The 22455-nt window shown below is 68.5% G+C and carries 16 protein-coding genes; 12 read left to right on the top strand and 4 right to left on the bottom strand.

Annotated elements, in window-relative coordinates; all coding sequences use genetic code 11:
• The first annotated feature begins 34 nt into the window (after positions 1 to 34).
• The 9 genes from WIX39_RS17595 to WIX39_RS17635 all read left to right on the top strand — a co-directional run bounded on the left by WIX39_RS17595 (position 35) and on the right by WIX39_RS17635 (position 13992).
• Positions 35 to 2377 (top strand): type VI secretion system Vgr family protein, encoded by a 2343-nt coding sequence (locus WIX39_RS17595; RefSeq protein WP_409195474.1) that lies wholly within the window; start codon positions 35 to 37, stop codon positions 2375 to 2377.
• An 8-nt stretch (positions 2378 to 2385) separates the two neighbouring features.
• A complete protein-coding gene (locus tag WIX39_RS17600) occupies positions 2386 to 2820 on the top strand; it encodes a DUF3592 domain-containing protein (RefSeq protein ID WP_409195475.1) in 435 nt (144 codons plus the stop codon).
• A gap of 18 nt (positions 2821 to 2838) precedes the next feature.
• A complete protein-coding gene (locus WIX39_RS17605) occupies positions 2839 to 5478 on the top strand; it encodes a DUF2169 family type VI secretion system accessory protein (protein WP_409195476.1) in 2640 nt (879 codons plus the stop codon).
• Between the two features lie 65 nt (positions 5479 to 5543).
• Entirely contained in the window at positions 5544 to 6611 is a 1068-nt protein-coding gene (locus WIX39_RS17610) for a pentapeptide repeat-containing protein (RefSeq protein WP_285410507.1), read from the top strand.
• 2 nt (positions 6612 to 6613) lie between these two features.
• Positions 6614 to 7360 carry a DUF3540 domain-containing protein gene (locus WIX39_RS17615; RefSeq protein WP_409195477.1) on the top strand — a complete coding sequence of 249 codons (747 nt, stop codon included), beginning with the start codon at positions 6614 to 6616 and terminating at the stop codon, positions 7358 to 7360.
• Positions 7361 to 7392: 32 nt separating this feature from the next.
• Positions 7393 to 7779, top strand: coding sequence for a DUF4150 domain-containing protein (locus tag WIX39_RS17620; RefSeq protein WP_019652627.1), 387 nt, complete (start codon positions 7393 to 7395; stop codon positions 7777 to 7779).
• Positions 7780 to 7934: 155 nt separating this feature from the next.
• Positions 7935 to 9215 carry an HlyD family secretion protein gene (locus WIX39_RS17625; RefSeq protein WP_409195478.1) on the top strand — a complete coding sequence of 427 codons (1281 nt, stop codon included), beginning with the start codon at positions 7935 to 7937 and terminating at the stop codon, positions 9213 to 9215.
• Positions 9216 to 9253: 38 nt separating this feature from the next.
• On the top strand, positions 9254 to 10558 hold the full coding sequence (locus tag WIX39_RS17630) for a hypothetical protein (RefSeq protein WP_409195479.1): 1305 nt from the start codon (positions 9254 to 9256) through the stop codon (positions 10556 to 10558).
• Positions 10546 to 13992, top strand: coding sequence for an efflux transporter outer membrane subunit (locus WIX39_RS17635; protein ID WP_409195480.1), 3447 nt, complete (start codon positions 10546 to 10548; stop codon positions 13990 to 13992). The genes WIX39_RS17630 and WIX39_RS17635 overlap by 13 nt, the downstream gene beginning before the upstream one ends.
• A gap of 3 nt (positions 13993 to 13995) precedes the next feature.
• On the opposite strand, the gene WIX39_RS17640 is transcribed toward WIX39_RS17635, so the two are convergent.
• The gene (locus WIX39_RS17640) at positions 13996 to 14304 is read right to left on the bottom strand and encodes a YciI family protein (RefSeq protein ID WP_409195481.1); all 309 of its coding nucleotides are present in this window, start codon (positions 14302 to 14304) and stop codon (positions 13996 to 13998) included.
• Positions 14305 to 14381: 77 nt separating this feature from the next.
• Here WIX39_RS17640 and WIX39_RS17645 point away from each other — a divergent pair, with 77 nt between their 5' ends.
• Positions 14382 to 14855: a GNAT family N-acetyltransferase gene (locus tag WIX39_RS17645; RefSeq protein ID WP_409195482.1), complete on the top strand. Its 474-nt coding sequence runs from the start codon at positions 14382 to 14384 to the stop codon at positions 14853 to 14855.
• Here the strand turns inward: WIX39_RS17645 and WIX39_RS17650 are convergent.
• The 3 genes from WIX39_RS17650 to WIX39_RS17660 all read right to left on the bottom strand — a co-directional run bounded on the left by WIX39_RS17650 (position 14824) and on the right by WIX39_RS17660 (position 18015).
• Entirely contained in the window at positions 14824 to 15810 is a 987-nt protein-coding gene (locus WIX39_RS17650; protein WP_409195483.1) for a Bug family tripartite tricarboxylate transporter substrate binding protein, read from the bottom strand. The two genes, WIX39_RS17645 and WIX39_RS17650, sit on opposite strands and share 32 nt — an antisense overlap.
• Before the next feature lie 101 nt (positions 15811 to 15911).
• Positions 15912 to 17321, bottom strand: a complete 1410-nt coding sequence (locus WIX39_RS17655) for a sensor histidine kinase (protein WP_409196352.1) — start codon at positions 17319 to 17321, stop codon at positions 15912 to 15914.
• A complete protein-coding gene (locus tag WIX39_RS17660; protein WP_081269512.1) occupies positions 17314 to 18015 on the bottom strand; it encodes a response regulator transcription factor in 702 nt (233 codons plus the stop codon). The genes WIX39_RS17655 and WIX39_RS17660 overlap by 8 nt, the downstream gene beginning before the upstream one ends.
• A 180-nt stretch (positions 18016 to 18195) precedes the next feature.
• Between WIX39_RS17660 and WIX39_RS17665 the strand changes: the two genes are divergently transcribed.
• Both WIX39_RS17665 and WIX39_RS17670 read left to right on the top strand, forming a co-directional pair.
• Entirely contained in the window at positions 18196 to 19347 is a 1152-nt protein-coding gene (locus tag WIX39_RS17665) for an efflux RND transporter periplasmic adaptor subunit (protein ID WP_409195484.1), read from the top strand.
• Complete coding sequence (locus WIX39_RS17670) at positions 19340 to 22435, top strand: efflux RND transporter permease subunit (RefSeq protein WP_409195485.1); 3096 nt, start codon at positions 19340 to 19342, stop codon at positions 22433 to 22435. The genes WIX39_RS17665 and WIX39_RS17670 overlap by 8 nt, the downstream gene beginning before the upstream one ends.
• Positions 22436 to 22455 lie beyond the last annotated feature (20 nt).

A 22455-nucleotide genomic window follows, 5' to 3' on the forward strand; every position in this document is an offset into this window, starting at 1 on the left:
TTTGTGCACACCCGCAGAGTCAGGGAAGTTCCGAATGCCGCGTACCGTCCAAGTCCACACCGTGCTCGGCGCCGAGCAGCTCAAGTTCCGCGCAATGCGCGGGCAGGAGGGCCTCTCGCAACTCTTCGAGTTCGAGGTGGACATGGTCGGCACCAGCTTCAACATCGAGCTCAAGCAGCTGCTGGGCACCTCGCTCACGCTGGAGCTGGCCGACGAAGGCGGCCCGCGTTTTCTCAACGGCACCGTGGTGCGCTTCGAGCTGGTGGGCCGCGCCAACGAAACCGGCCGCCACTACGTCTACCGTGCGCTGGTGCAGCCTTGGCTCTGGTACCTCACGCGCACCACCGACAGCCGCATCTTCCAGAACAAGAGCGTGCCCGAGGTGCTCGACGAAGTGCTGGGCAAGTACGGCTTCGAGTTCGAGAAGCGCCTTACGGCCAGCTACCGCCCCTGGGAAAACTGCGTGCAGTACCAGGAGAGCGACTTCGCGTTCGTGAGCCGGCTCATGGAGCACGAAGGCATCGCCTACCACTTCGAGCACGGCAACGGCACCCATCTGCTGGTGCTGTGCGACGACGCCGGCGGCTACACACCCCTGCCCGGCCACGCCACCATTCCCTACCGCCCGCGCGACCGCGTGCTCAACGCGATGGAGCCCTGCATCGACCAGTGGCGCGTGTCCGAGCAGATCACCTCGGGCCGCGTGATGCTCGACGACTTCGACTTCAGGAAATCGCGCGCCTCGCTGCAGAGCGTGCAGCAGGACCCGAAGGGCCACGACCATTCGACCTACGAGGTGTACGAATGGCTCGGCGGCTACAGCGAACACGAGCAGGGCGACGCCTATGCCAGGGTCCGCCTGCAGGAACTGCAGTGCTCGCACGAACTGGCCAGGGGCCACACCAACGTCGTGGGCATGGCGCCCGGCTACCTGTTCCAGATGACGCACTGCCCGCGCGAGGCCGACAACCGCGAGTACCTCGTCACCGAGACCCGCTACGACCTGCAGGAGCCCGAGTATTCCAGCGGCGGCAGCAGCGAATCGGTGTGCGAGTTCGACTTCACCGTGCTGCCTTCGAGCGTGGCCTACCGCCCCGCGCGCAAGACGCCGCGCCCGCGCACCAACGGCCCGCAGACCGCCACCGTGGTCGGCCCTGAAGAAATCTGGACCGACCGCTTCGGCCGCGTGAAGCTGCAATTCCGCTGGGACCGCTACGGCCAGTCCGACGAGAACAGCTCCTGCTGGGTGCGCGTGTCGAGCAGCTGGGCCGGCGCCAACTTCGGCACCATGCACATGCCGCGCGTGGGCCAGGAAGTGATCGTCGATTTCATCGGCGGCGAGCCCGACCGCCCCATCATCACCGGGCGCGTCTACAACAGCGACCAGATGCCGCCCTGGGAGCTGCCCGCCAACGCCACGGCCAGCGGCATCCTCACCCGCTCCAGCAGCGGCGGCGCGGCCAACCAGGCCAACATGCTGCGCTTCGAGGACCGCACGGGCGCCGAGCAGATCTGGCTGCACGCCGAGCGCAACCTCGACGTGGAAGTGGAGGCCGACGAGACCCACACCACCGACGGCACCCGCACCACCCTCATCAAGGGCCACGAGTCGGCCACCTACCAGGACGGCGAGACGCGCGACATCACCGCCGGCGCCAGGGAAACCATCACGGGCGGCGACACCCGCAGCGTGACCGGCGGCTTCACCGAAACCGTGACCGGCGGCGTGAACCAGACCATCTCGGGCGGCAAGACGCGCATGCTCAGCGGCGGCCTGCAGGACACCATCACGGGCGGCGTCAACTCCGCCATCACCGGCGGCTACCACGGCACCATCAACGGGCAGGAAGTGCGGTTCGTGAGCGCGGGCCGGCAGGACACCATCGACACATCGAACACGGTGCTGGTCAACGGCCCCTCGACCACCACCGTCACCGGCCCGACGGTGCACACCTCGCCGGACGTGACCTTCAACACCACCAACCACATCCACAACACGACGCAGCACGTCATCAACACCACCGTCTACAACACGACGTCGAACACGTACAACAACCTGGCGGTGAGCTACACCAACAACTCGGTCAGCTACACCAACAACTACGCCAAGAGCAGCGACTGGCGGCTGACGCGCTCCGGCGGCGCGGGTTTCCGCTTCGGCGCTGTGGGCATGTCGCTCGACTTCTGGGGCGTGCGCCAGCAGTTCTACGGCATCAACTCGCAGTACGCGGTGCTCAAGGTCGACTTCCTGACCTACAAGATCGCGAACAAGGGCATCGACATCACCAACCAGGCCATGGAAGTCGGCAGGACCGCGGTCCGCTTCTACATGGACGGCATGGCGGCCTATGCGCAGGCCATGCACCTCGTCATGTGACGCCCGGCATGGAGTGGGAGACGCTTCTCTGGGGATTCTTTGGCGTGGTGATGGCCGTGGTGGTGCTCGGCGGCATTGGCGCCGTGGGCTACATGCGCAAGGAGAACGGCCGCTACACGGCCGAGGCCAGGCGCTGGGCGGTGCTCGGGCAGTCGGGCCAGCCGGTTGAAGCCGTGGTCCGCAATGTGCGCATGCACCCCAACAACATGACGCGCGGCGGCTCGCGCGGCCAGACGGTCTGTGCGCTGGTGCTCGACGTGGCCTACACGGACGCCACGGGCACGGCGCGCACGGCCTCGATTCCCACCTTCGTCGAAGACGCGCTGGTGCCTCAGTTCCTCGCGCCCGGGCGCATCGTTCACTTGCGCTATGACCCGAGCGACCCGGCCTCGGTGTCCATCGACCGCACCCGCACGCCGCTGGAGTTGCCGCGTGCCGACTGAGCATTCCTTCTCCTGCCAATGAAAACCGTCAAGCCGCTGCGGCTGAGCGTGATCACGCGCCCATTCCTGTGCCAGGCCGAGCAGCGCCTGGCCGTCACCACGCTGTGCATGGTCTCCATGAACGGCCAGCCGGTGCTCACGCCCGAGCCCGAGTTCTGGAAGACGCTGTCCGAAGAGCTGGGGCCGGCCACGGCCATCGACCTCGGCATTCCCAAGGTTCGCGCCGAGATCCTCGCGACCGGCTACGCCTACACCGCGCACCAGGAAGAGAAGACGCTCTGCGCCGCGCGGCTGCAGGTCGGCAATCTTGAAAAAGACCTTGCGGTGTTCGGCGACCGCTTCTGGATCGGCGCACGCCCCTCCCCGCCCCAGCCCTTCCAGGCCGTGCGCATCGACTGGACGCGCGCCTACGGCGGCCCCCATTTCGCGGACAACCCGCTGGGCCGGGGCCATGGCATGGAGACCGTCAACGGCCATGAAGTGCAGCGCCTGCCGAACATCGAAGACCCGGCGCACCGCCTGCACCATCCCGGCGACCAGCCGGAGCCGGCGGGCTTCGGGCCGATCGACATCGCATGGCCGCGCCGCCTGAGGCTCATCGGCAAGCAGTACGACGGTCACTGGCGCGAGAACCTGTTCCCGGGTTTCGCCGAGGACATGGACTGGCAGCTCTTCAACGCCGCGCCTGCCGACCAGCGCTTCGAGGACGCGGCCGAGATCTCGCCGGCCACGCCCTTCGCGGTCTGGAACATGCACCCCGGAACGCCGGTCCAGCAAGGCCGGCTGCCGAACTGGCGTGCCCTGGCCGTCATCGCACGGCACCGCCTGCCCGGCCAGATAGAAGAAGTGCCGCAGCGCCTGACGACCGCATGGTTCTTTCCGCATCTGGAGCGCGTGGTGCTGGTATTCCATGGCGAAACACGCATCGACGAAGACGACGCGTCCGACATCTCGCACGTGATGCCGGCCCTGGAAACCGTCGGCCAGCCGCGCGGCCTGGCCCACTACGCCACCGTGCTCCACCAGCGCTGCGATCCGGAAAAGGGCGCGCTCTACATGTTCCGCGACGACGATCTCGTGCCCGACGAAGCCATCGGCCCCTGGCTCGACCAGCCCGGCACCGGCGACTCGGCACTGGTGCGCAACATGCGCGAGCGCGGCGCGCAGGCCCGCGAAGACCTGAAGCAGAAGGCGATGGCCGCCGGCCACAAGGCGCGGCACTTCAACGAACGCCGCCTGCCCGAGCCTTTCACGAAGATGCCGACGCTGCGTGAGCTGCCGGACTTCGTCGACCAGGCCGACCGTCATGCGCGCGCCCAGCGCGAACAGGGCGCCGTCGAGCGCGAACGCCTGCAGCGCGAGGCCGATGCCAACGCCAAGGAATCGATGAAGGTCGGCTTCGACACCGGCAAGCTGGTGCGCGAGCACGACGCCACGCGCCCCAAGGGCCCGCCGCAGGTCGACAGCGCCGGACGGCTGCGCGGCTTCGAAGGCATTCCCGCCGCGACCGGCACCGCACCGCTGCCCGCGCAGCAGGTCGAGTCGATGCGCAAGCTGGCGCAGGACGCCGAGCGCGGCCTGCTCGCGCTGTACCGCGGCTCGGCGCAGCACCAGTCGCCGGTCGATGAACTGAGCAGCGAACGGCAGGCCGCGCTGCGCGAAAAGGTCTTGTCGATCCTCCGGGGCAGCCGCGATTTCACCGGCATGGACCTGACGGGCGCCGACCTCTCGGACATGGACCTGCAAGGTGCGTGCTTTCGCCGCGCGCTGCTCGAAGGCGCCGACCTGCGCCGCGCCCGCTGCGAAGGCGCGGACTTCAGCGAAGCCGTGCTGGTGCGCGCGCGGCTCTCGACCGGCGACTTCAAGCGCGCCGTGTTCCGCGACACCAACCTCGCCGGCATCGATTGCGAGCAGGCCGGCTTCTCGCGGGCCCTGTTCGAAGGCACGACCTTCGAGAAGCTGAAGTTCGTGCGCTGCGACTTCTCGTCGGCCCGCATGCATCACCTGCACGTCATCGAATCGCAGCTGCTGCATTGCAACTTCGACGCGGTCGACGCGGCCAGCATCGGCTTTCTTTCCGACGTGGCCATCGAAGACTGCAGCTTCCGCGGCGCGCGACTCATGAAGGCGGGCTTCCTGGGCTGCCGCGTTGCCGGGCTCGACTTCACCGGCGCCGAGCTCGAAGCCTGCGCCTGGACCCACATGAACTGCGACGACCGCATGGTCTTCGCGCGCGCACTGCTGCGCACCACCTGCTTCGCGGGCAACAGCAGCCTGCGCGGTGCCAGCTTCGAAGAAGCCACGCTCGTGCAATGCAGCCTGCGCGAAATTCCGATGGAGGGCGCGCGCTTCGTGCGTGCGACCCTCGACACCTGCGACCTTTCCTCGTGCAACCTCACCGCCGCCGACCTGAGCGCGGCGCAGACGCCCGAGTGCCTTTTCATCCGCAGCAACCTGAGCCGGGCTTCGCTGCGCGCCGCCAACCTCATGAACGCCAATTTCAACAAGGCCCGGCTGCTGTCGGCCGACCTGCGCGAAGCCAACCTCTTTCGCACCGACATGTCGCAGATCGTGATCGACGACGTCACCGAGACGCGCGGCGCATACATCGTGCACACCAAGACCGTGCCGGCCTTCCGGGCCGCCGCCGTCGAATGAGCCCGCAGGCGCTGGTTGCCAAAGTCCGCAGCGGCGAAGCATTGCAGGGAGAGGACTTCAGCGAAATGGCGCTAGACGGCCTCGACCTGTCCGGCGGATTGTTCAGCGAATGCCGCTTCACGCGCTCCAACATGGCGGGCGTTCAGCTGGCGGACTCCGTGTTCGAGCGCTGCGTGTTCGACGGCGCGGTGATGGACCGCGCGCAGCTGGGCAAGACCTCTTTCCTGCGCAGCAGTTTGCGCGACGCGCGCATGCATGCGGCCCGGTGGGAAGGCACTGTCGTTGCCGAGTCCGACCTGCATGGCATGCAGGCCGACGAGTCGGTGCTGCAGGAGGCCGCCTTCCACGACTGTGACTTCGGCGGCGCGCGCTTCTTGCGCGCATCGGTCGCCAGGACGATCTTCAACGACAGCCGCATGGGCAATGCCGACTTCGGCGAAGCCGTCTTCACGACCGGCGTGTTCTTCCGCTCCGACCTGAAGGAGGCAAGCTTTCGCGGCGCCAGCTTCGACAACGCGATCTTCACGGAGGCCGACCTGCGCGGCCAATCGTTCGCAGGCCAGTCGTTCGAGCGCTGCCAGTTCATCGACGCGCGGCTGTCGGACTGCGTGTTCGACGACGCCCGGCTCGTGCAGTGCAACTTCAAGGGCGCGGCGCTCGACGGTGCCCGCATGCGGCGCGTGCACGCACCGCAGTCGCTGTTTCCGCAGGCCGACATGCGCCGCGCGGATTGCCGCGCGGGCGTGTTCGACCAGTCGCTGTGGATCGATGCGCAGCTCAGCGACGCCGACTTTTCCGACGCGCGGCTCGAGCAGTGCGTGTTCCACCGCGCACGCTGCGAGCGTGCGTCCTTCGCGCGCAGCCGGCTGGTGTATGCCGACTTTTCGTACGCGGACCTGCGTGCCGCCAATTTCGAGAAAGCCCTCTTCCAGCGCACCCAGATGCACCGCAGCCTGCAGACGGGCACGCGCTGGAGCGACCGCATCGGCGTACTCGATGCCGACCCCGAGCTTTTCGAGGCCGAGCGCGTTGCGTGGCAGCGCCCGCACCGCGCCGTGCGCCTCGACCGCGACGCGCACGGGCTGATGCGCGCGCAAGACCTCCCCTCCTCCCACCTGAAGGACTCCGCATGACGATGGCATCCAGGACAACTTCCGGCGCGCCCGCCGTGCCCGCGGACGTTGGCGACGAAAGCGAACTCGCGCCGCTGCTGCGCAAGGCGGCGGCCGCGAAACAGCAACCTGGGCAGCAACCAGGCGGCATCGTCATGGCCACGGTCACCGCTGCAGAAGCCGAGGACGGCTTCTGCGAAGTCACGCCGATGGACGGCCACCGCACGCTGCGCTGCCGTCGCGCCGCCAGTTGCCTGCTGCTGCCCGCGCCGGGCGACACGGTGATGGTCGCCGGCCCTCACGACGAAGCGCTCTACCTCATCGCCGTCGTCGCGCAGGCCGACAGCAGCCAGGCGACGCTCGCGGTGGACGGCGACCTGCGCCTGCAGTCGCGCCGGGGCGGCATCGCCATACAGGGCGCGGGCGCGATCGAGCTTCAATCGGACACCGCCGTCGCCACCCGCTCGCCGCAATGGACGCTCGCTGCCGAGCGCGCCCAGTGCACCGTGTCCGAGCTGGACTACCAGGGCGCAGAAGTGCGCTTCAGCGTGCTGGCGTCGCGCTTCGTCGGCCGGGCTTGCGAGGTGGTGCTCGACAGGCTGCACCTGCTCACGCGCTCCAGCTTTCGCATCACCGAGGAAGTCGAGCAGGTGCGCGCGGGGCAGATCGACATGCAGGCCTCGCGCACGCTGCGCCTGCATGCGAAGAACACGCTGGTCACCAGCAAGGAGCTGGTGAAGGTAGACGCCGAGCAGATCCACATGGGCTGAACCACCCACAACCTCTTGAAGGAGCTTCACGCATGTTCGCCAACGCACAGATGATGGGCATGGACCTGGCCTTTCCCGATGTCTGCAAGACGCCGCCGGCCGTTCCCATTCCCTACCCAAACTTCGCGCTCGGGCCCACGGCCATTCCCAACGCCTGGAACATCCTCTATGGCGGCACGCCCGCGCACAACCTGGCGACGACCACGCCCATCACCAACGGCGACAACGCGGGCGTGCTGATGGGCGTGGTGTCGCAAACGGTGATGGGGCCGTCGCGCCACATCACCGGCGCTTTCACCGTGCTGCTGAAGGGCTCGCCCTGCACGCGCATGACCAGCCTCACGGTGCAGAACCGCAGCAACATCGTCGGCATGCGCATCGTGCCGAGCCAGTTCAAGGTGCTGGTGCTCGCACCCTGAATGCACATTCGGTTGCCTTTGTAAGCAAAAATAATTCACTTTTGGCATGTGTATTGCTGCATTGCAGCAAAGCAGATGGCATGCCCCAATGATGTGCCACGACAGAGGAGACGCTGGTCCTGAGAAGTCACCACGTCATCGATTGCGAGGCACGAATGAATGCAAGCACTGTCCAGGAATCGCACCTCATTGCGAACGCGGAAGCATCTGCATGGCATGAACGCCTGAGACGATGGCGCGGCGGCACCACGGAGTCGCTGGTGCCTCGCATCGCGGGTTATGCGCTTCTTGCTTTCGTGCTGTGGCTCGTCGTCACCACGCTGATCCAGCCGCTGGTTTCCAGGCAGGCCACGCGCTCCGTGCTGCAGGCCCCGGTGACGCTGGTCACCTCGCCCATCAGCGGCGTGGTCACGCACATGACGCTACGCGCGTTCGACAAGGTCGAGGCCGGCGCGGTGGTGGCCACGGTGCAGAACCCCACCATCAACCGCGACATCCTCACCACGCTCACCACGCAGCGTCTCGCGCTGCAAAGCCAGGTGGCGCAGCTGACGAACCAGCTCAATGCATCGAGCGAAGAACTGCAGTTCGTCGAGCAGCAGGTCAAGCTGTACCGCACGGCCTCGATGGCGCAGACACGCGATGCGTGGCAGATCGCGCAACGCCAGCGCGAAGTGGCGCAGTCCAGCGTGGCCGAGCAGGAGCAGAAGGTGCGCCGCACCGCCGCCATGCTCGACGAAGGCGCCGTGAGCCCGCAGGCCATGGACGCCGCACAGGCGCAGCTGAGCATCTCGCGCGCCAACGCCGCCGTTGCCGAGCAGGCCTATACAGGACTCGGCCAGAGCATGGCGAGTGCGAGCCGCGGCGTGTTCGTGGGCGGAGGTGGCGCCAGCGTCTACCAGACTCTTGCGAGCCGGCGCGAAACGCTGAGCGGCGCCATCGAGCGCGCGCAGCACGACAGCGAGGCCTTGCGCCAGCAGCTGCGCGAGGTGACCGCGCTGGAAGCCGAGGAGCGCAGCCGCATCGACCGCATGGCCGCCTTCGAGGTGCGTGCGATGCAGCCGGGCCAGGTGAACTCGGTGCTGATGCCGCAGGGCAGTTTCGTGCCGCAGGGTGCCACCTTGGTGCGAATGACCGACTGCAGCCGCATCGAAGTGGTCGCGGTCTTTGCCCCGCGGGTGGCCAGGAAGCTCAACATGGGCTCGACCATTGCCGTGAAAACCGATGACGGCGGCGCGGAAGTGTCGGCACGCGTTACCCAGTTGCTGCCGGTTGCTCCAGACGATTTCCAGAGCCGCTACGCGGTGCCCTTCCCGTATGCGGAACAAGGCTCGGTCTACGCGGTGGCGCGTGTCGAATCGGACAACCCGGCGTGGATGGCGCAGCGCGGGCTGTGCGCGCCCGGCAAGGTGGTATCGGCAAGGCTGGCTTCCTAGCACGCGGCATGAATCCTCGAAGCCGATGGAGGCAGACGATGGATCACGCGAACCTTGCTCGACGATGCGCGCTGGCGATGGCAACGGCGCTGTGCCTCCATGCACCGCAAGCACCGGCAGCCGAAAGCCCCGCGCAACAGATGCTCGCGCGGCAAAGCTGCGATGGCCTGCGCCGCGCCGTCGCGTTCAGCAGCCGGGGGGATTCTTCGGCCCCGCTCTTCCTGCCGAGCTACCGCACCGAGGCGCAGATCGACGGCGTGCCCGAACTCGCGCCGAGCCTCGCGAACGTGGCCTTCGTGTACGACAACGCGCTGGCCGGCATCGCGCTGCTGGCATGCGGCGACACCGCATCCGCAAGGCGCATCGCCGACGCAATGGTGCTGGCCGTGGCGCATGACCCGCACTATCCGGACGGCCGCATCCGCAACGCCTACCGCGCAGGCCTGCTGGCCGACGCGAAACCGGTGCTCTCCGGCTATTGGGACGCGGACAGGAACCAGTGGATCGCCGACGCCTACCAGGTCAGCACCGCGACCGGCAACGTGGCGTGGGTCGCGCTGCTGCTGCTGAACGTCGACCAGGCGGCACCCTCCCCGCGCTATGCCGATGCCATCGCCAGGCTGCTGGCCTGGATCGAGCAGCGCACGCGCTCGAGCGTCGCGCCCGACGGCTACATCGGCGGCTGGTACGGCTGGGACGACCGGCAGGCTACGCAGACCTGGAAGTCGACCGAGCACAACATCGACATCGCCATGGCCGCCGCATGGGCCGCCCGCTCCGGCGCACACCCGGAGCAGAAGCGCCAGGCCGCCACCGCGCTGGCCTTCGTCGAACGCATGTGGAACAAGGCCGAGCAGCGCTTCCACATCGGCACGCAGGCCGACGGCGCCACCGTTTCCACCACGGCCTCGGGCCTCGACGCGCAGCTGTGGCCGCTGCTGGCCGCGCCGCCGGGCCGCTGCGCATGGCAGGCCGGCCTCGCATGGGTCGATGCGAACCATCGCGTCGGCGCCGGCTACGGCTTCCCGCGCCAGCCCGACGGCATCTGGACCGAGGGGAGCGCGCAGGCCGCCGCCACGCTGGTGGCCGTCAAGGGCGCGGCGCCCGAGGCGCTGTGGCAACTGCTGGCCTCGCAGCGCGCGCCCAACGGCCTGTACTACGCCACGCCCAGCCCGCGCATATCGACCGGACTGGCCATAGGGCCGGACTCCAAGGGCCCTGACTTCTTCTACTACCGCTGGCCCCACCTGGGCGCCACGGCCTGGATCGCACTGGCCGCCAAGGGCTGGAACCCGTTCACCGGAACAACCACCGTCGCAGGAGCAAAGCCATGTTCGAACTGATCGATACGCCCGAATTCAGGGTCAATCTGATGGTCGTGGGCCTGGCCCTGATCATGGTCTTCCATGCGCGCGCCGACCGTGCGTCGCACCGCGTGCTGTTCGGCTTTCTCACCGCTCTGGTGCTGGTGCGCTACGTGGCGTGGCGGCTGGCCGAAACGCTGCCCCCGGCGGACCTGGGCTTCGGTACGCTGATGGGCTGGGTGTTCCTGGTGTTCGAGATGGTGTCGATCGTCTACACCCTGCTGTCGATACAGATGCTCTCGCGCCGCCGCGACAACCACGCCCAGGCGGACGCGGGCGAGGCCATGCTGCGCAAGCGCGGCGCCGATGTGCCCGCCGTCGACGTCTTCATCTGCACGTACAACGAAGAGATCGGCGTGCTCGAGAAGACCATCCTCGCCGCGCAGGCCATCGACTATCCGCATGTGAATGTCTGGGTGCTGGACGACACGCGGCGCGACTGGCTGCGCGACTACTGCGCGCGAAAAGGCGTGCACTACGCGCGCAGGCCGGACAACGCGCACGCCAAGGCGGGCAACCTCAACAACGGCCTGCGGCAATCGGCCGGGCAAACCAACGCGCCCTACATCCTGGTGCTCGACGCCGACTTCGCGCCGCATCGCAACATCGTCTACCGCGTGCTCGGCCTGTTCGACGACCCGAAGTCGAAGGTGGGCCTGGTGCAGACGCCGCAGTTCTATTACAACGCCGACCCGATACAGCACAACCTGCGCGCCACCGACAGCTGGGTCGACGAGCAGCGCGTGTTCTTCGACGTGCTGCAGCCGGCCAAGGACGCGGCCGACGTGGCGTTCTGCGTGGGCACTTCTTTCATCGTGCGGCGCGACGCCATCACCGCTGCCGGCGGCTTTCCCACCGGCAGCGTGTGCGAAGACATCTACACCACCTACACGCTGATGCGCTCCGGCTGGGTCACGCGCTGGCTCAACGAGCGGCTGTCGAACGGGCTTTCGGCCGACAGCATCATCGACTACATCAACCAGCGCAGCCGCTGGTGCCTGGGCACGATCCAGGTGGCGCTGCTGCGCGACGGCCCGCTGCGCGGCAAGGGCTACAGCTTCACGGCGCGCCTGCATTACGTGCACGGCTTGCTGCACTGGCTCACCAAGCCGTTCATCCTGCTGATCCTGGCGGCGCCCGCGCTCTACTGGTACACGGGCGCCTCGGCGTTCCATGCCACGCCCCGGGCGTTTGCCATGTACGGCCTGCCACCGCTCGTCATGTTCTGGGGCTACACCTACTGGATCAGCCAGCGCCGCTGCCTGCCGGTGTTCACCGAGGTGACGCAGATCGTGGCCGCGATGGCCGTCACGCGCACCATCGTCTCGGCGCTGATAAGGCCCTTCGGCCGGCCCTTCAAGGTCACGGCCAAGGGGCAGGACCGCAGCAGGACGGTGGTGCACTGGAACCTGGTCGCGGTGTTCGGCGCGTTGATCGCCGCGATGGAGATGGGCGCGCTGGGCGCCATCGGCAGCGCCATGACCACCGGCGACGTGCTCAACGTGGTGTGGACCTTCATCGCCACCGTGTACTGCCTGGCCGCGTTGATCGCCTGTATCGACCGCCCGCGCCCCGAGCATGACGAGCGCTTTCCGTACGACGCCGCGACCACCGTGCGCAGCGCCGCCGGCGTGGGTGCGGCACGCTTCGCCGAGATCGCGGGCGACGGCGCGCGGCTGCTCAACAGCACCGCGCTGGGCCGCATCGGCATCGGGCAACCGCTGGACATCCACGTCGATCATGTGGGCTGGGTTTCGGCCACGGTGACGGGCCGCTCCGGCGCCGGCACCGAACTGGCCTTCGTGCACGACGACGCGGTTCACGACCGGCTGGTGCGCCACGTCTTCAGCCTGCCGCCCAGCCATGTCGCCACGCAGGTGAAGCCGGCGCGCGCCGTGCTGGCCTTCATGGACAGCGCTGGCTGGCGCTGGCCCCGCGTGCCGAGGATGCCGCGCATGTTCGCGAGCACGGCGCCGATGCTGGCGGTGCTGCTGGTCGCCGTGCTGGTGCTGTCCGGCTGCAACCTCACGCCGCCGCTGAAGCCGGCCGATGTCGAGGTGCCCGCACAATGGGCCGACGGCAAGGCCGGCACCGACGTCGCCCCCATGGCATGGCAGGCCTTCGTGCGCGACGACGAGCTGCGCGGCCTGATCGGCACTGCGCTGTCGCGCAACCGCGATCTGCGCGTGTATGCCGCCAAGGCCCGGGAAGCGCGCGCCGTGTACGCCGGCACGCGCTCCAGCCTGTTCCCGGAGATCGGCCTGGTGGGCTCGGCCGGGCGCGGCAACCAGGTCACGTCGCTCAGCTCGACCGGCGTGGTCACCAACAGCCAGGCGGTGGGCCGCGTGGGCAACACCTATGCCGTGCAGGCCGGCATCATGGCCTATGAACTCGACTTCTTCGGCCGCGTCGATGCGGGCGTGCAGCAGGCGGGCTCGCAGGCCACGGCCAGCGAGCGCGACTTCGCCGCAGCACGCATGAACCTGGTGGGCGAGGTGTCGAACGCCTACCTCACGCTGCGCGCAGACCGCGCACTGCTGTCGCTGACCGAGTCGGACCTGGCCATCCAGACCGACAGCACGGGCGTGATGCAGCGTGCCCGCAAGGCGGGCGGCACGTCGGATCTCGACCTGCTGCGCTCGCAGTCGCTGGTGCAGCGCGCGGCCGTTCAGCGCGAGGAGTTCCGCATGCGCGTGGGGCAGGACCTGCAATGGCTCACGGTACTGGTCGGCCAGCCGGTGCCGGCCACCACAGGCGCGCAGCGCCCGTGGCCGGAGCGCTCGGTGGCCGAGGTGCCTGTGGGCCTGCCCGCGAGCCTGCTGCAGCGCCGGCCCGACCTGCTGGCGGCGTATGCGCGCGTGGAGGCCGCGAATTCGGGCATCGGCGCGGCCAAGGCGGCGTTCCATCCGAGCTTTTCATTGACCGCCGTGGGCGGCGGCCTGAGCGGCGAGTTCTCGAGCCTGCTGAACGCGGGCAACCGCAGTTGGGCCACAGTGCTCGGCGTGTCGCTGCCCATCTTCGACTGGGGCCGCCGCTCGGCCAACCTGAGCGCGAACGAAGAGCGACTGGCCGCCGCAATGGCGAGTTATGAATACTCGGTGCAGCAGGCGTTGCGCGAAACCGCCAATGCGCTGATTGCCGACAGCCACCTGCGCCCGCAACTCGAAGCCCAGCAGGCGCGCGTGCAGTCGCTGCAGCGGGTGGCGGCGATCTCGCGCACGCGCTTTCGCAACGGGCTGGAAGACTACTTCGCCGGGGCCGATGCGCAGCGCGAGCTGTACATCGAGCAGCGGCAGTGGATCGAGCTGCAGCTCAAGCAGGCCGTGAACACCGTGAGCCTCTACAAGGCGCTGGGCGGCGGCTGGGAAGATGCGCCGGCGCCAGTGGCTAGCGCCGCAACCGCGCCGCGGTAGTCGTCAGGCCGCCGGGGTTTCGGCGAACCACGCCTCGGCCCAGCCCTGCCGCTTCACAGGGTTGAACTCGCTGAAAGTGAAGCTCGCGAGCTTCTCGGTGTGGAACGGGTCTTGCGCGAAGAACTCCTGGAGCGTGGCGAGCGATTCCGCGCGGGCCAGCATGAACCCTCCGGTCGCCGGCACCTTGGGACCGGAGCAAAGCAGCAGCCCGGCGTCGTAGCCCAGTTGCAGATAGGCGCGGTGCGGCGCCACGGATTGCTGGACTCTTTCGAGCGGAACGATGTAGTTGATTTCGACGATGAAGTGCTTCATGAGGGGGCATGCGGGTCTGAGTACCGAGAGGCGTAGCAGCGACCGTGCCTGTTATGTTCGGCGCGAAGGACCTCACCATGGAATGGCATCAAGAAAACTTCGACGCATTGAGTACGCGTGACCTGTACCTGATCCTGTCGGCGCGCAGCGAGGTGTTCGTTGCGGAGCAGCGCTGCATCTACCTCGATCCGGACGGCAAGGACATGCAGGCCCATCACCTCTACGCGCTCGACGGCGGGCAGCTTGCGGCCTATCTGCGCCTGCTGCCGCCGGGTGTGTCGTACCGGGAAGCATCGATCGGGCGCGTGCTGACGGGTGCGGCGCATCGCGGACAGGGGCTGGGCCAGGAACTGCTGACACGCGGCCTTGCCTGTGCCGGGGCGCTGTGGCCCGGCGCCGCGCTCCGCATCGGCGCGCAGCTCTATCTTCGGAAGTTCTACGCGTCGTTTGGGTTCGTCGAGGCCGGCGAGCCCTACGACGAAGACGGCATCCCGCACATCGAGATGCTGCTGTCGCGCCCTACTCCGCCTTCACCCCCGCCGTGCGAATGACCTTGCCCCACTTGGTGGTCTCCGACGCGATGAACGCGTCGAACTCCTCGGGCGTGCCGCCGGCCGGAATGGTGCCCATCGCGTCGAGCCTGGCCCGCGTGTCGTCGCTGCGGATGATGCGCGCCACTTCGTCCGACATGCGCCTGACGATGTCGCGCGGCGTGGCGGCCGGCGCCAGCATGCCCGCCCAGGTGCTGCCGGTGAATCCCGCGAAGCCCTGCTCGATGAAGGTCGGCACCTCGGGAGCGGCCGCCAGCCGCTTGTCGCCCGCCACGCCGATCAGCCGGACCTTGCCGGCTTTCGCCTGGTTGATGAGGCCCGTGGGCGCATCGAAGAAAAGCTGTATCTGCCCGCCCATGAGGTCGGTCAGCGCCGGCACCGCGCCGCGGTACGGGATGTGGATCATGTAGGTCTGCGTCAGCGACTTCCACAGCTCGGTGGTGAGGTGCGCGGCCGAGCCGTTGCCTGAAGAGCCGAAGCTCACCTTGCCCGGGTTGGCGCGGGCGTAGTCAATCAGCTCGCGCGCCGTCTTGAAAGGCGACTCGATGTTGACCGCCGCCAGCAGCGGCGACACGCCCATCAGCGACACCCCGGCCAGGTCTTTTCGCGGGTCGTAGGGCAGCTTCGGGTACAGCGTGGTGTTGGCCGCATAGGCCGCGATGACGACACCGAAGGTGCTGCCGTCGGGCGGCGCCTTGGCGATGGCGTCCACGCCGATCAGGCTGTTGGCGCCGGGCTTGTTGTCGATCAGCACCGGCTGGCCGAGCCTGGTCTGCAAGCCCACCTGCACCAGCCGCGCCATCTGGTCGGTGAAGCCGCCTGGCGTGTAGGGCACCACGATGCGGATCGGCTTGTTCGGCCATGTGCCCTGCTGCTGCGCGAATGCCGGCAGGGCAAGGCTCGCGGCGGCCGTGGCAAAAGTGAAGCGGCGGCGTGACAGCGTGGCGTAGAGCATGGTGGCGGGGGCCCTCTTCGTTGGTCCGGAATGGATCGGGCCATTCTCGAAGCGGCGGTCTTTCGCGCGGTCAGGGTTTGCCCGCCGGGCCCGCCCGCTCCTCAGCGCGCGAGCCGCAACCGCATGTCGAAGCGCGCCCCGCCCCCCGCTTCGTTCGCCGCCTCGATGCGCCCGCCGTGCGCATGCACCACCGCCTGCGACAGCGCCAGGCCCAGGCCGAGCCCGGGCGTCTTCTCGTCCGAGCGCGCGGTGGCGCCGCGATAGAAGCGCTCGAACAGGTGCGGCAGTTCGTCGCCGCGGATGCCGGGCCCGTGGTCCGACACGCTGATGATGGCTTCGTCGGCCTCCAGGTCGGCGCGCACGCTCACGCTCACCACCGTGCCGGGCGGCGAGAACTTGAGCGCGTTGTCCAGCAGGTTGGCCAGCGCCAGGCTGGCCGCGCCGCGCGCCACCCGCGCGGCCACCGGCGGCGCGGGCTCCAGCACCAGCGACAGGCGGCGCTCCCGGGCCATCGGCTCCAGGCGGCGCACGGCGTCCTCGGCCAGCATGTTGAGCGACACCTTCTCGGCCGCGTCGCGCTCCTGGCCGGCGTCGATGCGGGCGAGCACCAGCAGCTCCTCGACCAGCAGCGTGAGCGACTCGACCTCCTCCAGCGACGATTGCAGCGTTTCGACATACGCCGCCGGCTCGCGCGGCCGCCGCAGCGCGAGTTCGAGCTCGGTGCGCAGGCGCGACAGCGGCGAGCGCAGCTCGTGCGAGGCGTCGGAGGTGAAGCGGCGCTGCGCTTCCATGCCGTTCTCGATGCGGCTCAGCATGTCGTTGAGGGTGTCGACCAGCCGGCCGATCTCGTCGCGCGTGCCCGGGTGCGGCAGCCGTTCGGCGAGATTGGCGTCGCCGATGTGCCTTGCCTGCTGCACCACGTCGGCAATGGCGCCGAAGGCGCGCCGCGTGATGAGCGCGCCCGCCGCGGCCAGCGCCAGCAGCAGGGAAACGCCCAGGATCAGGAACAGCACGCTCGCCATGCCCACGGTGCGGTTCACGTCGTCGAGCGAGCCCGCGACCTGCACCGCCAGCAGCTTGCGATGTCCCGGCACGGGCACCGACACCATGCGTGTCGGCTCCTCGCCGAAGCCGTCCAGCGTCTCGAACACGGTCTCGCCGGCGGCCAGGCGCTCGCGCAGCACGGGCGGAATGGGCAGTTGCGCTTCGCCGAGGTTGCTGCTGCGCGCCAGCACGCGGCCTTCGGTGTCGACGATCTGCACCAGCCGGTCGAGCCGCACGAACGAAGGCGCGGCCGGGCCGGGCGGCGCCTCGTGCACGATGACCGCGTCGCCGGCGTTCGCCGACAGCAGCATGCCAAGCTCGGTCTCGGCCAGCGCGAGCAGCGCCGCGTCGAGTTCGCCGTGCACGTTGCGCGAGAACACGAAGTACGAGCCGAGGGCGGCGATCGTCATCACCACCACGATCACGCTGACATGCGCCAGCGCCAGCCGCCTGCGGAAGCTAAGCAGCATGGCTGCCGCCGGGGTTGTCTTCGGCCAGCGCGAGCCTGAAGCCGCGCCCGCGCACGGTCTGGATCAGCGGCGGCGCCGGCGGTGCGTCGACCTTGCGCCGCAGGTTGCCGATGTGCACGTCGATCAGGTTGTCGATGGCGATCAGGTCGTCCTTCCAAACCTGCTCGGCCAGGCGGGAGCGGCTCACCACCTCGCCGGCATGGCGCAGCAGGATCTGCAGGATCGCGAACTCCTTGTGCGTCAGGTCGAGCACCATGCCGCCGCGCATCACGCGCTGGCTCAGCGGATCGAGGCTCAGGTCGGCCAGCGCGAGCACCACGGGCCGCATGATCTCGGAGCGCCGCAGCAAGGCGCGCACGCGCGCCAGCAGTTCGTCGAAGGCGAATGGCTTGGTCAGGTAGTCGTCAGCACCGGTGTTCAGCCCGGCGACCCGGTCGCTCAGGGCGTCGCGCGCGGTGAGCATCAGCACCGGGGTCTTGCAGCCGCGCTGGCGCAGGTCGCGGCACAGGGTCAGGCCGTCCTTGCCGGGCAGCATCCAGTCGAGCACGATCAGGTCGTAGGCGATGACGAAGGCTTCCTCGTCGCCCTCCTCGGCCGTGTGCACCACATCGACCACGAAGCCCTCTTCCTGCAGCCCGCGGGCCAAAAGGCGGGCGGCCTTGCGGTCGTCTTCGATCAACAGAATTCTCATCGGGGTGGATCATGCCGCGCCCGGCGGGCGCCGTGCCCCCGATTCTGAAGAAAACTTCAGGATTTCTTGGGAGCTTCTTCAGTCGCGCTTTCTTAACCTCCCTTGGGGTGACGGGGGCGGATCAAGGGCACGGAAAGGGATTCCGTGCGCAGCGCGTCCGGCCCCAACGGATGTCCTGAGATGAAGAAAAAATCCCTCTACCAGATCACGCCGGCGCGCATTTTCTTCGGCGTGCTGACCTGCGCGGCGCTGTGCGTCGACTCCTTCGACAACACCGCCCATGCGGCCACCGTGGCCGCCGCCCCGGCGCCGATGCTGGTTCGCCAGGGCAACCGGCTGAGCGTGCCCGACGGCTCGCCGCTGCGCGACCGGCTGCGCGTGGCCACCGTCGGCGAGCAGGCCTCGCCGCACGACGTGAGCCTCCCTGCCACGGTGGAAGCCAACCCGGCCAGCACCGTCAACGTGCTGCCGCCGCTGACCGGCAAGCTGGTCGAACTGAAGGTGCGCCTGGGCGACACGGTCAAGCGCGGCCAGGTGCTGGCCACAATGACGTCGCCCGACCTGGCGCAGGCCGTGTCCGACGCGCAGAAGGCCCGCGACGCGCTCGAACTGGCGCAGCATGCGCTGGTGCGCGCGCGTGGCGTGAACGAGGCCGGCTCCAATGCAACCAAGGACGTGGAAGCGGCCCAGAGCGCCGTCGCGCAGCAGACGGCCGAACTGCGCCGCAGCGAGACGCGCCTGCGCAGCCTGGGCGCGGACGGCAGCGGCGCGCAGGCCGGCCAGTTGCTGAAGATCGTCGCGCCCATGTCCGGCAAGGTTACCGCGCTGAATGCCGGCGCAGGCGCCAACCTGAACGACGCCACGGCCACGCTGATGACGGTGGCCAACCTCGACTCGGTCTGGGTGACGGTGAACGTGCCCGAGAACGTGGTGGGCGCGGTGGCGCCCGGCCAGAACGTGACGGTCACGCTGGCCGCCTACCCGGGCCGCCGCTTCACCGGCAAGGTCGGCTTCGTGAGTTCGGTGCTCGATGCCGACACGCGCCGCGCCAAGGCGCGCATCGTGTTTCCCAACCCCGACGGGCTGTTCAAGCCCAACATGTATGCGACAGCGGTGTTGGGGGTGCCGCAGGCGGCGCAGCCGCAGGTGCCGGCCTCGGCGCTGCTGATGAACAACGACGCCGTGAGCGTGTTCGTCGAGGCGGAGCCCTGGACCTTCGTGCGTCGCGTGGTCGAACTGGGCCGAGAAGACGGCGACCAGGTGCGCATTCGCAGCGGCCTGAATGCCGGCGAGCGTGTGGTGGTGCGTGGTGGTGTGCTGCTGAATGATTAATCTCATCATCACCCAGTTCTTTCGCCGCAGGCACCTGGTCTGGGCGATGTCCATTGCTTTGGTGCTGTTCGGTGCCTGGTCGTGGACGCAGATGACGGTCGAGGCCTACCCCGACCTGGGCGACGTGACGGTGCAGGTCACGACCCAGGTCAACGGCCTGGCTTCGGAAGAAATCGAGCAGCAGATCACCACGCCGCTGGAGCGGGCGCTGAGCAACACGCCCGGGCTGGCCTCGATCCGCTCGAGCAGCACCTTCGGGCTCTCGCTGATCACGCTGACCTTCAAGGACGGCACCAACGACTACTTCGCGCGCCAGCGCGTGACAGAGCGCATCGGCCAGGTCTCGCTGCCTTCGGGCGCGCAACCGGGGCTGGACCCGGTGGCGGGCCCCGCGGGCGAGATCTACCGCTACACGCTGGAGTCGGACACCAAGAACCTGATGGAGCTGTCCGAGATCCAGCGCTGGATCGTCATTCCGGGGCTGCGCCAGGTGGCCGGGGTGGTCAACATCACCAACTTCGGCGGCTTCACCAAGGAGTTCCAGCTCGAGCTGGACCCGGCAGCGCTGCAGAAATACGGCCTGGCGCTGAGCGACGTGGTGACGGCCATCAACAACAACAGCGCCAACGCCGGCGGCGGGCGCATCGCGCGCGGCGAGCAGAGCTACGTGGTGCGTGGCATCGGCCTCATCACCTCGCTGGACGACCTGGGCGCGGTGGTGGTGTCGCAGTCTGGCGGCTCGCCGGTGCTGGTGCGCGACCTGGGGCGACTGCAGTTCGGCCACCAGGAGCGCGGCGGCATCCTGGGCAAGGACAGGAACCCCGACACCATCGAAGGCATCGTGCTGATGCTCAAGTACGAGAACCCGTCGCGGGTGCTCGAGGGCGTGCACAAGAAGATCGACGAACTGCAGGCGCAGCTTGCGCCCATGGGCGTGAAGATCGTGCCCTACATCGACCGCGACGACCTGGTGAAGCTCACGGTCGACAAGGTGACGCACACGGTGCTCGAAGGCATGGCGCTTGTGTGCTTCGTGCTCATCCTTTTCCTGGGCAGCCCGCGCAGCGCGGTGGTGGCGGCGGTGGCGATTCCGATGTCGCTGGTCACGGTGTTCATCGTGATGCACTTCACCCGCATGCCGGCCAACCTGTTCTCGCTGGGCGCGATCGACTTCGGCATCATCGTGGACGGCGCCATCGTGGTGATGGAAGCCATCCTGCGGCGGCGCGAGGAAGAGCCCCACGCCACGCTGACCGAGGGCAACATCCTCGAGACGGTGAGCCATGTGTCGGGGCCGATCTTCTTCGCCACGCTGATCATCATCACGGCCTACTTTCCGCTGTTCGCCTTCGAGCGCGCCGAGGGCAAGCTGTTCAAGCCGATGGCCTTCACCGTGGGCTACGCGCTGGTGGGCGCGCTGCTGTGCGCGATCACGCTGATTCCCAGCCTGGCCTACGTGGCGCTGCGCAAGCCGATGAAGCCCTTCGTCAACAAGCCGCTGGTGTGGCTCACGGGCGCCTACCGGCGCGTGCTGGGCCACCTGCTGCGGGTGCCGGCCATCGCCTATGCGCTGAGCATCGCCGCGCTGGCCGCGGTGGCGATCCTGGGCGCCACAGCCGGGCGCGAGTTCCTGCCCGACATCGACGAAGGCGCGCTGTGGCTGCAGGTGCAGCTGCCGTCGGGCCTGTCGCTGGACAAGGCCAGCGAAATGACCGCGGAGCTGCGCCACGTCCTGCTCGAGTACCCCGAGGTTTCCTACGTGGTGACGCAGCTGGGCCGCAACGACGACGGCACCGACCCCTGGACGCCTTCGCACGTGGAAGTGCCCGTGGGCCTGAAGCCCTACAGCGAGTGGCCTGCGGGCGTGAACAAGGCCGCCTTCGTGCGAACGCTGAACGAGCGCTTCTCGAAGATGCCGGGCTTCGACGTGGGCATCAGCCAGCCGATCATCGACGGCGTGAACGACGCCGTGGGCGGCGCGCACAGCCCGCTGGTGCTGCGCATCTACGGCGACGACCTGAAGGAAAGCCGGCGCATCGGCAACGAGATCGTCGACCTGCTGCACACCGTGCGCGGCACCGCGTCGGCGTCGCTGTTCCAGGAGCCGCCGATTCCGCAGGTGGTCATCAAGCTCGACCGCGAAGCCGCGGCCCGGCTGGGCGTGAACGCGAACGACGTGGCCAGCCTGGTGCAGACCGGCATGGGCGGCGCGCCCGTCATCACCGTGTACAGCGGCGACCGCACCTACAACGTGACCGTCAAGCTGCCGAAGTCGGCCAAGAGCGGCACCGAGGCCATCGGCTCGCTGCTGCTCAACGGCGCGGGCGGCGCCAAGGTACCGCTGTCGCAGGTGGCCAGCGTGAAGCTGCAGACCGGCGAGAGCACCATTTCGCACGAGCTCAATTCGCGCCAGATCACGGTGCGCATCGACAACCGCGGCCGCGACCTCGCCTCCTACCTGGTGGAAGCGCAGGAGCGCATCGCCAAGGACGTGAAGTTCGACCACGCCAAGGTCCGGCTGCAATGGGCCGGCCAGTTCGAGAACCAGCAGCGGGCGCAGGCCCGGCTGGCGGTGTCGCTGCTGATCGTGGTGTCGATCATGGCGGTGCTGCTGTTCTTCCAGTTCGGCAAGATCCGGCACGTGGCGCTGATCCTGGGCGTGGTGCCGATGGCCACGCTGGGCGGGCTGATCGCGGTGCACGTGGCGGGAGAAACGCTCAACGTGGCCACCGCGGTGGGCTTCATCGCGCTGTTCGGCGTGTCGATACAGAACGGGATCATCATGGTCGCGAACTTCCGGCGCGTGCGCGGCGAAGGGCTGGCGCTGGAAGCCTCGGTGCTCGAAGGCGCGACCGAGCGGCTGCGGCCGGTGCTCATGACGGCCACGGTGGCGTCCATCGGCATGCTGCCGGCGGCGCTGGCCACGGGCGTGGGCACCGACGTGCAGCGCGGCCTGGCCACGGTGGTGGTCGGCGGGCTGGTGGTGTCGACGCTGCTGACGCTGTTCATTCTGCCGACGCTGTTCTTCGCGCTGGAGCGCCTGTTCGAGCGCAAGGGCTGGGGCCTGCGCTCGCGCCGCGACCGTTGAGCAAGGCGAGGAAAAAAATC

Source organism: Variovorax sp. AB1(2024), from assembly GCF_037482385.2.
GTDB lineage: Bacteria > Pseudomonadota > Gammaproteobacteria > Burkholderiales > Burkholderiaceae_C > Variovorax.